Raw genomic sequence first — 12,952 nt, 5'->3', positions numbered from 1 at the left:
TCGTAGAAACTCAGTGCATATCGAACCTACTTGCGTGATGACAGCGACTGTCAAGCTGGGTATGTCATAGCCAGGTAACGAGATCCGACGGTGTGCAGATGTTGCGCAGGTGACTGGTGGGGCCTGTGGGGTTGCTCGCGCGCGGTAGCGGACCGACTCCCCTGGGACACCAGAGCCGACCGGTGTCCGTCGATCCGGTACCAGGATGCCAACTCCGAGGCGTCCGACCTGTTTTGTCCGATATCCGCCCCGCAAGCGGGATACCAACTCCCCGTCCGTGTGTGAACGCTCAAAGGCCGCTGAACGCGACCCCTGTCTCAGACAGGAGCCGCGTGGTGCGGATGACGCCCGTGAGCGAACGGGTGGGCTACCTCGGGCTGATCGTGACCCGGTAGGTAGCTCCGGCCCCGCCGTGGGTGCTCACCGTGACGGTCTGGCCGTGGTCGCCCCAACTGGCCTTGCCGCCTTGGACATTCACGCGGTAGCCGCCTGGGTACGTGTCCCTGGGCACAGTGATCAGAGTGGACCCCTCGGCATTGTCGCGGGTGCGGAAGGTGAGCGTGTACGTGCGTGCAGCCGGGTCGTACGCGAACGTGAGCGGGTCGCCCGCGACGGCCCGCGCGTACGGCTGGACGAGCAGCTGGGCGTTGGGCTTCGCGGCGCCCGTCTGGTCGAGGAAGCAGTAACCGCCGCCCCGGCACCACTGCCACCACGTCCAGCCGCTGGAGAAGCGGTCCAGGGCGGCCGTCATGTCGGTGACGAACTGGCTTCCGTGCGGAACGTCGGGGTTGCCGCCCCACTCCCCCACGATCACCGGCATCCGGTTACGGGTCGGGTAGTCGCTGATCGCGGCCTCGTAGGCGGGGATGAAGGGACCGTCGGGGTCGTAGTCGCCGCCGGTTTCCATCGCAGTCTCGTAGAAGTGCGGCGCGTAGCCGGCGTGCGGGTCGTCGATGTGACCCAGTTGGGTCGGGACGCCCTCACCGACGATGACGGTGGGTTCGACGAATACCCACGACCTGTGGTCGACCAGGCGGATCGCCCGGGCGAGGCGGTTCCACAGCTCGGTGAGCTCGGTGGCCTCGAAGCGGGCCGCGGCGGCCGGGAGGTCTTCGCCTTCGAGGAACTTCGCGAACGGCTCATTCATCAAGTCGTAGCCGAGCAGCGCCGGGTGCCCGCCCAGGGCGGAGGCGACCGTCATCCACATCCGAGCCTGCGCGGCGCGGAGATCGGCGTCCTTGTACAGGTGGTCGAAGGCGGTCTGTACGGATGGCTCGAAGTACTCGGAGAACCAGTCGTCGGGTATCTGCGAGAACGGCAGCCCCTCGTCGCGGGTAGCCCAGTCGGGGATGCCGCGGGAGCCGAAGTGCGGGCCGAATACGTCCTGGTGGGCGTCGAGGATGACCTTGATGTGGTAGCGGTCGGCCCAGTCGAGGATGCGGCGCATCTTGGCGAGGTAGCTGCGGTCGTAGTGCCCGGGGGTGGGTTCGAGGTCGTCCCAGAAGAACGCGAGGCGCGCGAGGTTGAAGCCCCGGGCGGCCATGTCTTCGAGGTCGCTCTCGTGGATGTCGGCGAACGCGTCGGTGCCTCGGTTGCTCTTGTCGGCAAGATTGAAGCCGTGCCACTGGAGCGCGCGGCCTTGGCCATCGGCGATGAAGGTGCGGTCACCGACCGTGACCCGGTCGGGGGCGCGGTCGGGGGCGCGGTCGGAGTGGGCCTGGGCCTGCGCGGGGAGGACGCCGAGCAGGAGGGCGGCCACGGCGAGGGCGATGGGGGCGACGCGGGAGGTCAAGCGCATGCAGGAGACCCTTTCGCGGGTGGCTGCTCGGGCGGCGTGTTACTGGCCGGTCGGATGTTACTGGCGAGTGGGTCAACTTCAAAGGAGTACGCGGGAGTTAGCGGGACTTCCTTCTTCGAGGGCGCCGATGCCCAGCTGGCCCGCCAGGCGGGCGCCGACCCGTCCCGTGAGCGCCGGCCCGACACGTTCCAAGGGCTGAGCGCCTCGCGCTCGATCCCCGGGTTCGCATCGGTCTGTCCGGCCAGATCAAGGCAGATCGCCAGGTCGAGGAGCGACCACACGACGCCGTCGGGAGACGGCCGGCCCCTGGATTCTCTGTCCGGGGTGATACAGCATCACGGCGGGCCGGCGCCGAAGGAGGCCAGGGAGGCTGCCCTGGAGAGATACCCGTACGAACCGGCTGAGGCGCCGGACCGCGGGCTGATCATTCACGACGAGGCGTGCCACTGGGCGATGCCGGCGATCCACGGCGATCGGTACGTAGCGGAACACCCCGAGCTGGTTCATCCGTCACCCGACTACCGAGCCCTTTGACTACCGAGCCCTTGAGTAGCCAATCAACGAGCACATTCGATCACCGGGCCAACACTCCGCGACCGTTCCCCCAAGCTCCGTGCCAGAACCCGGTTCTCGCGCGAACTACAGCCACTTGGGCCTCGAAGCGGAAGGCAAGTTGGTGATTCTCTCGGCTCGCCCCGTGGCCGGGAACTAGTGTCACGGGCATGGTTGAAAGCGATGCCCTGAGTGCCACCCGCGAGGCCTACGACGCTGCTGCCCTCACCTACGCGCAGTTGTTCCGCGACACACTGCGTGACAGTCCCCTGGACCGCGGGATCCTGGGTGCCTTCGCCGAGTTCGTGCGTGCGAGTGGGAACGGTCGGGTCGCGGATCTGGGGTGTGGGCCTGGCCATATCACCGCCCACCTGGCCGAGTTGGGGCTGACTACGTTTGGTGTCGACACCTCTTCCGCGATGGTCGAGTTGGCTCGACAGGCCTATCCGGGCCTGCGGTTCGACCTGGGCTCGATGGCCGCGTTGGACATCGCGGACGGCGTGCTGGGCGGCGTACTCTCACGTTGGTCCATCATCCACACGCCGCCGCAGGAACTCCCGGCCATCCTGGCGGAGTTCCATCGGGTGCTGGCACCTGGCGGCCACCTTCTGATCGGCTTTTCGGCAAGCGCTGGCCCGTCTCACCCGACGCAGGTCTTCGATCATGCAGTTGCGCCGGCCTATCGGTGGTCGCCTGATCACCTCGCCGCGATGCTGCGCAAGTCCGGGTTGGCCGAGGTGGCTCGCCTGGTTCGCGAGCCTCAGCCGACCGACCGACGGCAGTTCCAGGAGATTCAACTGCTCGCCCGCAAGGCCTGAACAGGGACTGCCTGGCCGAACACACGGGGGCCGACCTGCCGGACAGGGGTCTGCCAGGTTCCAGGCGTCGATTCGTGATCAGGGCTCTCCCTCGTCCGCACTCCGATGTGGGGCGAACGAGGGAGAGCCCGAGGCGTGGTTCGGGGTCGGGACCGTTGGCGGGACGCGGGACGACGACCCTCGTGATGACGGCGAACTGCACCAGCCGACTCATGAAGGTGCCACGTTCGGCCACTCAGTCGAGACAGAACTCGTTGCCCTCGATGTCCTGCATCACGAGGCACGACTCGTTGAATCCATCGGCAAGCAGCAGTTGCCCACGTACAGCGCCGAGTGCGACCAGTCGTGTGCACTCGGCCTCAAGTGCGGCCAGGCGCTCTTCACCCACGAGCCCAGTGGCGACGCGCACGTCGAGATGCAGCCGATTCTTGACGACCTTGCCTTCGGGAACGCGCTGGAAGAACAGTCGAGGGCCCACACCTGAGGGATCCTTGCATGCGAACGCCGAACCCTGACGCTCAGGTGGCAGTGCGCGATCGAAGTCGTCCCACGTGGCAAACCCGTCCGGTGGCGGCGGTACGACGTACCCCAACACCTCGCACCAGAAACGGGCAACACGCTCAGGTTCCGTGCAGTCGAAGGTTATTTGGATCTGCTTGATCGACGCCATCGGTCCACTATAGAGACGGGGCCTTTCGTCGTCTCCACAGGCCGGCCCCCTGGCCAGTGCCATGTGATGTCGTCCGTGGCCCTCGCCAGGGACCGGATGCAGATCAGCAACAACTGTGGCTGCGTCAACGGCTGGATCAGCCACGGTCGTGTCTCTGGACCAGCCACGGTCGTGTCTTGGGGTATCTGTGTGGCAGTCGACGGCGTCACCCGGTGGATCCCCGGCGGCGCGCGCAGGCGGTGCTGCTGCCCGCTCGGGGCATGCCGGTCACGAGGATCGGTTGGCGAGCCGTCCCCGAGCTGCGGCTATGCCCCAGCTGGTCGGCCTCGGCATACCGGTCCTCACCGACCCCGCACCCCTGCCAGGAGCAGTCGAACCCGGCCCTGCGCCCGATTCTCGTTCGGGTACGTCCACCTCCTCGCACGCCCGGACAGCACTCCGGCCGCCGATGCCGCCGAGCAGTAGGATCATCCCGCAACACGACGCGAAGGGGAGCTCAATGGCGCGGGTTGCAATAATCGGTGGGGGCATCAGCGGGCTGGGCGCCGCGCTCATGCTCGGCCGACGGGGCCACACGGTCGCGGTGTTCGAGCAGGACGTACGGCAGGCCGGAGACGACCTGAACCGGGACTTCTTCCACTGGCACAGGCCCCGAGTTCCGCAGGCGGTCCAACCTCACTCGTTCCTCGCCCCCGTACGCACGGTGTTGCGCACCGAAGCCCCTGATGTCTACGAGGACCTGCTGACGCGCGGAGCCCAGGAATACCACGACTTCGACTGGTTCGATGAGCATCCGCCCCACCGTTCCGGGGACGAGGACTTGGTGACCCTGCGCACCCGCCGCATCGTGCTGGAGGCCGCCTTGACCGCGGCTGTGCGGCGGGAACACACCGTTGACGTGCGACGAGGCCGACGGGTGAGCGCTCTCACCTTCGAGGAGGGCCGCCCTGCCCGGGTCTCCGGTGTGCGGGTGGGGGCGGAAACGCACCAGGCGGATCTTGTGGTCGATGCGTCCGGTCGCCGCTCGCCGGTTCCCGGCTGGCTGACCGCGGCCGGCTGCCGCCCGCCCGTGGTCGACAGCCATCGGACCGGGATCGCCTATCTGTGTCGCTGGTACCGCCTGCGTGCCGACGGTCCGCGTGACCCCGGTCGGGTGCAGACCGGCTCCTCCGCTCCGTTCGCGCTCGCCGGTGTCTTCCCTTCCGACAACGACACCTTCGCGCTGCACCTGGCGCTCTCCACCGGCGACCCGACCCGCGGCGCGCTCACCGACCCCGCAGTGTTCGAGGCCGCCGCGCGCCGCTTCCCCGCCACTGCCGCCTGGCTCGACCTGGCCCCCGAACCTCAGTCGGCCGTCCTCGCGATGGCCGGCCTGGACAACCGATGGACCTCCCTCACCGACGATGACGGCCCCGTCGTCACCGGCCTGGTCAACGCCGGGGACAGCCTCATCCACACCAACCCCACCCTGGGCCACGGCGCAGCCCTGGGACTGCGCGCCGCCCAGCACCTCGCCACCCATGTCGACCAGATCACCGCGGATCCTGTCGTTTACCACGACTGGACAGCACAAGCCCTCCGCCCGTGGTTCGACGCGCAGGTAACGGCCGACCGTGCCAACGAGCAACGCCTCGCCGAGGCCTCACCCCGCTCGGATCGGCGGGCTGCCGCCCTGGCGGCCTGCGCCTTCGATGATCCTGTCGTGATGCGGGCCCGAGCCCAGGTACGCCATCTCCTGCAACCGGCCCACGACGCCTACGGAACCGACGAGGTGGACCGACACCTCACCGCCTGGCTGGATGCCCGCCCGGACTTCTCGCCGACGTACGACGGTCCGACCCGGGATCAGTGGGAAGCGCTCATCCCGGGCCGGGTACTTGCCTGACACCTCGGCAAGACAAGGACGGCGCCCCGGAAGTTCAAGCGGTGTGGCGCCACGGACGTCTTCGGTGTCGACATCTCCGTCGAGATGACCACCGCCGCGCGGGAGTTCGAGCAGCGTGCCCCGCTGGGTGTGAGCTACGAGGTCGGTGACGTGGCCGAGTTGCGGCCTCCCGACCGGCGCTTCGACATCGCGGTCGGGGTTCAGTGCCTCAACTACGTCGAGAACACCGCGTCGATGGAGCGGTGCCGCAACATCCACCGGCGTCTGGTGCCGGGTGGCGAGTTCTTCGTGGGAGATGCTGCGCTGCCGCACCCGACCGCCGCCCGGCGCGTCGTCGTACAAAGGCGGCGCCCTGTCCGCAGCGAAGGCGGCCTGAACTCTGTTCTGCTGCCCGGTAGGCCCGCCGTTGCCCGAGGTTTCGCGGCTGGTGGTCCGGCGTGCGAGGACCGGCGCCGGAAGGGCCTGACGGCCGCCCACCCCCTCGGTCTTACCGGTCCAGCTGACACCGCTGTTGCCGGGCGGCGCATCATGGACGTCTCCGAGTGAGGGAGGGATGGCATCCACAATGACCGATGCGACCGATGAGCAGGGACACGCTGGCGCGCCCACTGTCCCCGGAAGTGCGGTGTGGCTCAAAGGGGAGCTGCTGGAGATCACTTCCGCGCTGTATCCGGACCGCCGACCGATGGTGGTCCGCGAGTGGACTGATCCGGTACGGCTGCGTGACCCCGCGCCGGTCGGCCACCGCTTCTTGTTCCTCCTCTGCGCCGACGGGGACGATCGCCCCACGTCTCCAGGATTCGACGACGCCCTGAACGCCTTCTCCGCGGCCGGCTGGACCGTACAGCGACGGCCCTCGGACCACCCCGGGGAGAGGGGTGCGACAGTACACCGCGAAGAGTTCGAGGTGAGGGTCTACGAGGGCAGCGGGCGGGGAATCGTGACGTTCACCGGCTGGACACCGGTCGTGTACACCGAGCGGCATCTGCGCCAGCCGCCCTTCACTCCGAGCACGGCCCATGGGGTGTTGTGCGATGACTGCCACGGCTGGGGAATGTGCCTGGAGTGTGAGGGCAGGCCCTACAGCGGTGGCAGCGGCGGCTACGGGCGATGTCTGTGCGCCGCGAACAACGCGGGGCCGGGCAGATGTGTGGAATGCGGCGGGTCGGGCCTTCTCACCGCCGAGGAGACATCGTGGAAGCGGAGGCAGTACGGACTGCCCGATACCGACGGTGGTGACGCCTTGCGGCAGATGCCGCCTGAGGGCGGTCACGACTCCAACACCAGCGCGTTCATCAGCGTCAGCCAACGGTCTTGCGGGTGCGGGGAGTTCCGCTGCTTCTGGCGCAACATCCTTACCGAGGCCGACGATCACTTCCTCTCCCGGTTCGTCGGCACCTGCCAGGGATGCGCCGCACAGCGCTCCTACACGTTCACCTTCCCCTTGCGGGGGCTTGCCGCCTCTGCGGATCCGCCGTCACCTCCGCCAGGCCCGCGCAGTCGACGGTCGCCCCAAGTGCCGGGCGGTGCCTGAGAGTGGCGGAGCGGCCTTCCGACCGAGAGACCGCGAAACGTGTCTCGCTGTCCTGAGCTCCTGTGCCCCTGTTCTGCGGGACATCGCCGGGGCAGACTTCGGGCGACAGGTAGCGACGACGCTCTCCGATGTGCACCGCTGGCGGCCATGACAGGCGTCGGGCGGGATCGCAGCCGCTCGGTCGAGGATCATCAGCCTCTCCCCCGGTACGGCGTGCCCGGCTTCTTCCACCTCGTCGGGGTCAACTCACGTTGCCCGCCAACCGGTTTCGGCGGCCCATCGTTCGGCCCCAGCCATCAGGACTTCCGTGGCAGGGGCCTTGATCTGCCCATTCTCCAAGAGATCCGGGACGCTCACGGCCGGTCTCTGCTTGAACGCGCCCCAGCGGCGAAGCCGCGCGAGGAACCGGTGATGAACCAGGTGCGGATGTGTGTACTCACATCTATACCGAAACACGGTTGCACTAATCGCAGGACCGGCCACCCGCAGCAAGACCGCGGTTGCGTCATTACCAAAACCATGTTTCGTTACACTGAGCTCATGGCCAAAGCTGAATTCCTGCGCGCCCGCAGTCCCGAGACCAAGCGCGCCCGCGAGAACGCGATCCTCGCGGCGGCGGAACACCTCGCTACGTCGAAGGGAGTCCGGGAGGTGACCGTGACAGCCATCGCCGACGAGGTCGGCATGCACAAGTCGGCCATGCTCCGTTACTTCGAGACGCGCGAGGACATCTTCCTGCGTCTTGCGGCAAGTGCCTGGGAGGACTGGTCAGCCGACGTACGCAGCCGCCTTGAGGCCGTCACCCCCTGCCCCGCCGCCGGCGATCGCGCGTGGGATCGCACGGCGCGCTCGATCGCCGACACGCTGGCCCGGTCGCTGGTGGCGCGCCCGCTGTTCTGCGACCTACTGGCCCACACCCCGCTCAACCTGGAGCGCAACGTCTCCACCGGCATCGTCCGGGTCTTCAAGAAGGGCGCCATCGCGGAGGTCGCGAAGATCAGTGCCACGCTGGCCACGATCGCTCCCCTCGATGTCGACCAGGCGCACGACGTCGTGACGACCGCCACCTCGATGGCCGGGGCCCTGTGGCAAATGGCCGCCCCTGGCACGCAGTTGCGTGCCTTCTACGAGACAGACCCCGAGCTGTCCCACACCATCGTCGACGTCGAACCGCGGCTGGCCGACATCCTTGCAGCGCTGCTCGTCGGGTACGCCGTCGCCCGGAACGGTTGAGGCCGCGGCTCCGGCCCCGCGGGCTCCGTACCGGTTCGCCCCCGCCAACCCCGGGCAGCCGGTGAACCCGGACCCGCCGCCGGCCTGGCGCAGGGGACTGCGGCTGCCTGCCCGTCGGGCGGACCAGGAAAATGATGTTCGTCGGCGAGGTTCCCCGATCCGCCATCGCCGACTGCCGGGCTCGGCCGAAAGCACCCCTGTGCCGATGAGTTCCGGCCCGGTCGCGAGTCTGCCCCGGTGGCCGTCGTACGCCGTGCGACGCTGCCCGGTACGAGACGCCAAGGAGCACAGCATGACGATCACGCCCGGCAACACGAGCAGCGACCTCCCCGGCAAGCCACCAGTCGTCGACCTGGCCACCTGGCAGGCTGCGCGCGAGGAGTTGCTGGTCCGCGAGAAGGCACACACCCATGAGGGTGACGCGATCGCCGCGGCCCGGCGGCGGCTGCCGATGGTCGAGCTCGACGGCACGGTCGAAGTCACCGGCGCTGACGGGCCGGTCCCGTTCCTCGACCTGTTCCAGGGCCGCGACGAGCTCGTGGTCTACCAGCACATGTGGTACGACGGCGCACCTCACCAGGGTCAGTGCGAAGGCTGTACCACCATGGCCTGGCAGGTGAAGGACGCCGTCTACCTCAACGCCCGGGGCGTCTCGTTCGCCATCCTGACCTCGGGGTCGTGGGGCGAGGTGGCTCCCTACGTCGAGTTCATGGGCTACACCCAGCCCTGGTACTCGGTGCGGGACGTGGAAGCGCCGGTCGGCGGGGAAATGGGGCACATCACCTGTTTCCTGCGCGACGGCGATCGCGTGTTCCTCACCTACTCCACGACGGGCCGTGGCAACGAGCCTGTCTCCGGATTCTTCGCGCTTCTCGACATGACACCGTACGGCCGCGGCGAGGCGTGGGAGGACCAGCCCGAGGGCCGTCACCTGACCGGCGGTGGCAGCGAGGCCCCCTCGCCCGAGGGCCACCACGCCTGCTGGTACTGGCGCTCGGACGCCGATGGCGTCGCCACCTGGGGCCCGACCAGCCGACCCGTGCCGCAGTGGACCCGCCCCGGCGCGACCCCCGTGGAAACGCTCGGCCGGCACGGCAACCACCGCTGACGCGCTTCGTCGACGGCGGTGGTTCGGCGGCTGCGGCTCCGGCTCCGGCTGTAAAAGGTGTTGGCGCCCTCAGCCGGTGTGAAGGACCCGAAAACGATCCGGTTCCGCCGGATCGCGGTCGACGACCTGGACCGGCGTCCAAGCCCATTGCCACACGCTGATACCTGGTACGCGGGAGAACTGGATCTGCCCGCGGGTGCCTTCGACTGCGACGCGCGGCCAGGATTCGGCCGTGCGCACCCGGTCCACGCCGTGAGAACGCAGCACATCGGCGAGGACCGCGACTGTGTCGTAGCCCTCGAAAGCGACGAAGGAGGGCGCTTCGGCCAGCTCCTCGCGAAGGGCCCTCTCGACTCGTTCACCAAGGGGGGTGAGCCGCTCGGGCAGGTAGCGCAAGAACGGGACCGCTGCGCCGTCCTTGCCCAGCGACGTCGCCCATTCGGCGAACTCCGGCTGCCCGGCCGGAGCACCGATCATGATCGCGGCGAGGCGCGGGTCACGGCGGACGGACTTGACGATCGACACGGCCGGCTCAGGGTGGCCGACCAGAAGGAGGAGGGCAGTTGCGCGATTTTCGACGAGTTCGTCGCACACGTCCGCAGGAGCGAGCGCGCTCATGTCGATTTCGATGACGTTGCCGCCACGTGGAGCGAGGTAGTCCCGCAGGATGCGCGCCCCGGATGCCCAGTAGACACTCGGCTGGGTCGCTACGGCGATGCGGCTGTGGCCCGCGCCGAGGAGGAAGTCTGCGTAGATCTGCCAGCCGTGGGACTGCGCCGGGGCGAGACGCGCGACCCATTCCGTCGGCTGTTCGGTGAGCGCGTCGAGAACCGCTGACGAGCAGAGGAACGGTAGGCCGAGGGCGTCGGCCCTGGCGGCAGCGGCGCGAGCGACGACGCTGTGGTACTCCCCCGCCAAGGCAGCCACGCCCAGGCGAGCCAATTCGTCCACGGCCGCCGCGGCCCTCCGAGGATCAGCGGCGGTGTCTCGGACCACCAGTTCAAGTGGCCTTCCGCCGATCCCGCCGACGTCATTGACTTCACGAACGGCCAACTCGAGTCCAGCGAGCAGGTGTTGACCCGCCTCGCCCCAGCCAGGACGGGTCAGGGGAAGGAGAGCGCCGATCTGGACGGATACCCCGTCAGTCCGCTCCGCCCCAGGTGGCGATGGTGGCGTATTCATACGTCGGCGTCCCCTTTGTGAAGATTTGATTGCCGTGTGCCCGGCTCACGGAGCGGCAAGGCCAGGCCAGGCAGTACGTTGTCATCGCATCACGCCGCGGTGGGCGCATCCGGACGACCCTGCCGGACATTGCATACACCACCATCGCCAACGGGCAACCGATTATCTGTTCGCTGAGCTGTCGGGCTCAAAGAGTCTTCCCGGACGATCGCCAACTCGACGCCCCGTCTCCGGCACCCGCGCGGGCCCTGGACGCTGCCGCCCCGGATCACGGCCGGCGTGTTCACCACCGGGCAGTCCGTGGAGTGCCGTCCGCGGTGCCGCACGCCGCGCCGTGCCACCCGCCGGACACGCGGAGCACCTCACTGGTCCCGGTGGTTCGGGGTGAGAACGGCCAGCACCGTGGCGGCCAGTGCCCAGCCGGCGAGGACGGTCCAGGCTCCGGTGGTCGTCCACTGCCACGGGTCGGTGGGAGAGGGGTCGAAGCTCAGGCGCCGCCAGGCTTGAAGGACCGTCGTGTGGAGGATGGTGACCGTGAGGTGCTTCCGGCTGCTCAGCAGAGACGGCAGGACGAAGAGCAGCACGACCGTGGCCACGATGGTCAGCACGCTGTGCCGGATCACTGCGGCCATCCCCATACCCACGAGTGCGGACACCGGCGACAGCGCCGCGGATGCCGCGAGCAGGCGAAGTACGCCGTGATGGCCGAGGCCGGCGTCGGCGCCCCGGCCGGAAAGGATCAGCTGGGCCACACCGAACGAGAACAGCGCCACGAGCACGCCGAGAACGCCTGTGGCGGCGGCGACCACCCCGACCTTCGCGACCATCACCGAGCGGCGGGCCGGAACGGCCGTGAAGGTCGTGCGGATCAGGCCGGTCGTGTACTCCCCGAGAACGGTGATGGCGCCAATGGCACCGGCACCGAGAACCAACAGAGTGGCACTGCCCATGGGGAACGAGTCACCCACCGCCCCGAACATGCGGAAGTACTGCTGGTGCTGCGCGCCATACCCTGGCCAGTTCTGGTAATCGGCGTAGGCAGCACTGGCGGTGACGCCAAGGACCGCCAGCATGGTGGCCGTAAAGGCCCAGATGGTCGAGCGCAGCGACCACAGTTTGATCCACTCCGCGGCGAGCAGATCGGCGAACCGGGCTCGGGGTTCCAGGTCCGGCACCTCGGCCGCCACGGTCATCGGCGTCGCCGGTGCGGGTGTCGATTCCGGTGCGGGTGTGGGCGTCGGCTCAGTCACTGGGTCTCTCCTGCGAGGTACTCGATGCTGTCGGCGGTCAGTTCGATGAACGCCTCCTCCAGCGAGCCGGTGCGCTTGGTCAACTCGTTCAGCAGAATGCGGTGTTGGAAGGCGATCTCGGCGATCCGGTCCGCATGGAGTCCGACCACCGTGAGCCGCCCGTCGGCCTCGTGCTGGACCGACGCGCCCTCGGCACTCAGCAGCGGCGACAGACTCGCGGGAGCCGGCGTACGAACCAACACGCTTCGGCCGGCCCCGCGGCCCGCGAACTCCGCCACGCTCTCCGCGGCGATCAACTCACCACGGCCGAGGACGATGAGCTGGTCGGCGGTGTGCTCCATCTCGGACATCAGGTGGCTGGAGACGAAGACCGTGCGTCCCTCACCGGCCAGTCGGCGGAACAGGCCACGCATCCAGTACACGCCCTCCGGGTCCAGCCCGTTGAGCGGCTCGTCGAACAGGAGAACCGGTGGATCTCCGAGCAGCGCGGTCGCGATGCCGAGCCGCTGCTTCATGCCCAGCGAGTACCCGCCGATCAGACGGTCCGCCGCACCGGTCAGCCCGACCTCGCGCAACACCTCCTCCACCCGGCTCCGCGGGATGCCGTTGCTGCGGGCCAGGGCGCGCAGGTGGGCCCGCGCGCTGCGACCGCCGTGCACGTCGCCGGCGTCCAGCAGCGCCCCGACATGCCGCAGGCCCCTGGGCAGCGAGCGGAACGAGCGGCCACCGATGGTGACGGACCCACTGGTGGGGGTGTGCAGACCGAGGATCAACCGCAGTGTGGTGCTCTTGCCGGCTCCGTTGGGGCCGAGGAACCCAGTGACGTGGCCGGGATTCACGGTGAAACTCAGATGGTTGACCGCCGGCTTCCCGCCGTAGCGCTTCGTCAGTTCGTGGACTTCGATCATGCCCTCAACGGTGC

The 12,952-nt window shown here is 68.6% G+C and carries 10 protein-coding genes and 1 pseudogene; 6 read left to right on the top strand and 5 right to left on the bottom strand.

Translation table 11 applies throughout. The annotated features are described in order from the left end of the window. Positions 1 to 367: 367 nt before the first annotated feature. Entirely contained in the window at positions 368 to 1,798 is a 1,431-nt protein-coding gene (locus NBY69_RS29745) for a cellulase family glycosylhydrolase (protein WP_250304993.1), read from the bottom strand. 722 nt (positions 1,799 to 2,520) lie between these two features. Here NBY69_RS29745 and NBY69_RS29740 point away from each other — a divergent pair. Then, entirely contained in the window at positions 2,521 to 3,168 is a 648-nt protein-coding gene (locus NBY69_RS29740; RefSeq protein ID WP_250304992.1) for a class I SAM-dependent methyltransferase, read from the top strand. Positions 3,169 to 3,403: 235 nt separating this feature from the next. Here the strand turns inward: NBY69_RS29740 and NBY69_RS29735 are convergent, their stop codons facing one another. Beyond that, positions 3,404 to 3,838 carry a VOC family protein gene (locus NBY69_RS29735; RefSeq protein WP_250304991.1) on the bottom strand — a complete coding sequence of 145 codons (435 nt, stop codon included), beginning with the start codon at positions 3,836 to 3,838 and terminating at the stop codon, positions 3,404 to 3,406. A gap of 499 nt (positions 3,839 to 4,337) precedes the next feature. Between NBY69_RS29735 and NBY69_RS29730 the strand changes: the two genes are divergently transcribed. From NBY69_RS29730 to NBY69_RS29710, 5 genes and pseudogenes are all read left to right on the top strand, one after another. Further along, positions 4,338 to 5,723, top strand: a complete 1,386-nt coding sequence (locus tag NBY69_RS29730; RefSeq protein ID WP_250304990.1) for an FAD-dependent oxidoreductase — start codon at positions 4,338 to 4,340, stop codon at positions 5,721 to 5,723. A gap of 66 nt (positions 5,724 to 5,789) precedes the next feature. After that, positions 5,790 to 6,269 (top strand): annotated as a pseudogene (locus NBY69_RS29725) (class I SAM-dependent methyltransferase); the annotation flags it as partial. Between the two features lie 7 nt (positions 6,270 to 6,276). After that, complete coding sequence (locus NBY69_RS29720) at positions 6,277 to 7,257, top strand: hypothetical protein (RefSeq protein WP_250304988.1); 981 nt, start codon at positions 6,277 to 6,279, stop codon at positions 7,255 to 7,257. Positions 7,258 to 7,797: 540 nt separating this feature from the next. Continuing rightward, on the top strand, positions 7,798 to 8,490 hold the full coding sequence (locus NBY69_RS29715) for a TetR/AcrR family transcriptional regulator (RefSeq protein ID WP_250304987.1): 693 nt from the start codon (positions 7,798 to 7,800) through the stop codon (positions 8,488 to 8,490). 292 nt (positions 8,491 to 8,782) lie between these two features. After that, positions 8,783 to 9,598 carry a DUF899 family protein gene (locus NBY69_RS29710; RefSeq protein ID WP_250304986.1) on the top strand — a complete coding sequence of 272 codons (816 nt, stop codon included), beginning with the start codon at positions 8,783 to 8,785 and terminating at the stop codon, positions 9,596 to 9,598. Between the two features lie 69 nt (positions 9,599 to 9,667). Here the strand turns inward: NBY69_RS29710 and NBY69_RS29705 are convergent, their stop codons facing one another. The 3 genes from NBY69_RS29705 to NBY69_RS29695 all read right to left on the bottom strand — a co-directional run bounded on the left by NBY69_RS29705 (position 9,668) and on the right by NBY69_RS29695 (position 12,938). Further along, positions 9,668 to 10,780 (bottom strand): ABC transporter substrate-binding protein, encoded by a 1,113-nt coding sequence (locus tag NBY69_RS29705; protein ID WP_250304985.1) that lies wholly within the window; start codon positions 10,778 to 10,780, stop codon positions 9,668 to 9,670. Between the two features lie 362 nt (positions 10,781 to 11,142). Then, positions 11,143 to 12,030: an ABC transporter permease gene (locus NBY69_RS29700; RefSeq protein ID WP_250304984.1), complete on the bottom strand. Its 888-nt coding sequence runs from the start codon at positions 12,028 to 12,030 to the stop codon at positions 11,143 to 11,145. Then, complete coding sequence (locus tag NBY69_RS29695; protein ID WP_250304983.1) at positions 12,027 to 12,938, bottom strand: ABC transporter ATP-binding protein; 912 nt, start codon at positions 12,936 to 12,938, stop codon at positions 12,027 to 12,029. Before NBY69_RS29695 ends, NBY69_RS29700 begins: the two co-directional genes overlap by 4 nt. Positions 12,939 to 12,952: the final 14 nt, after the last annotated feature.

The organism is Streptomyces sp. A 4/2 (assembly GCF_940670765.1).
Classification (GTDB): Bacteria; Actinomycetota; Actinomycetes; order Streptomycetales; family Streptomycetaceae; genus Streptomyces.
This window is presented reverse-complemented; position numbering and strand designations above follow the sequence as displayed.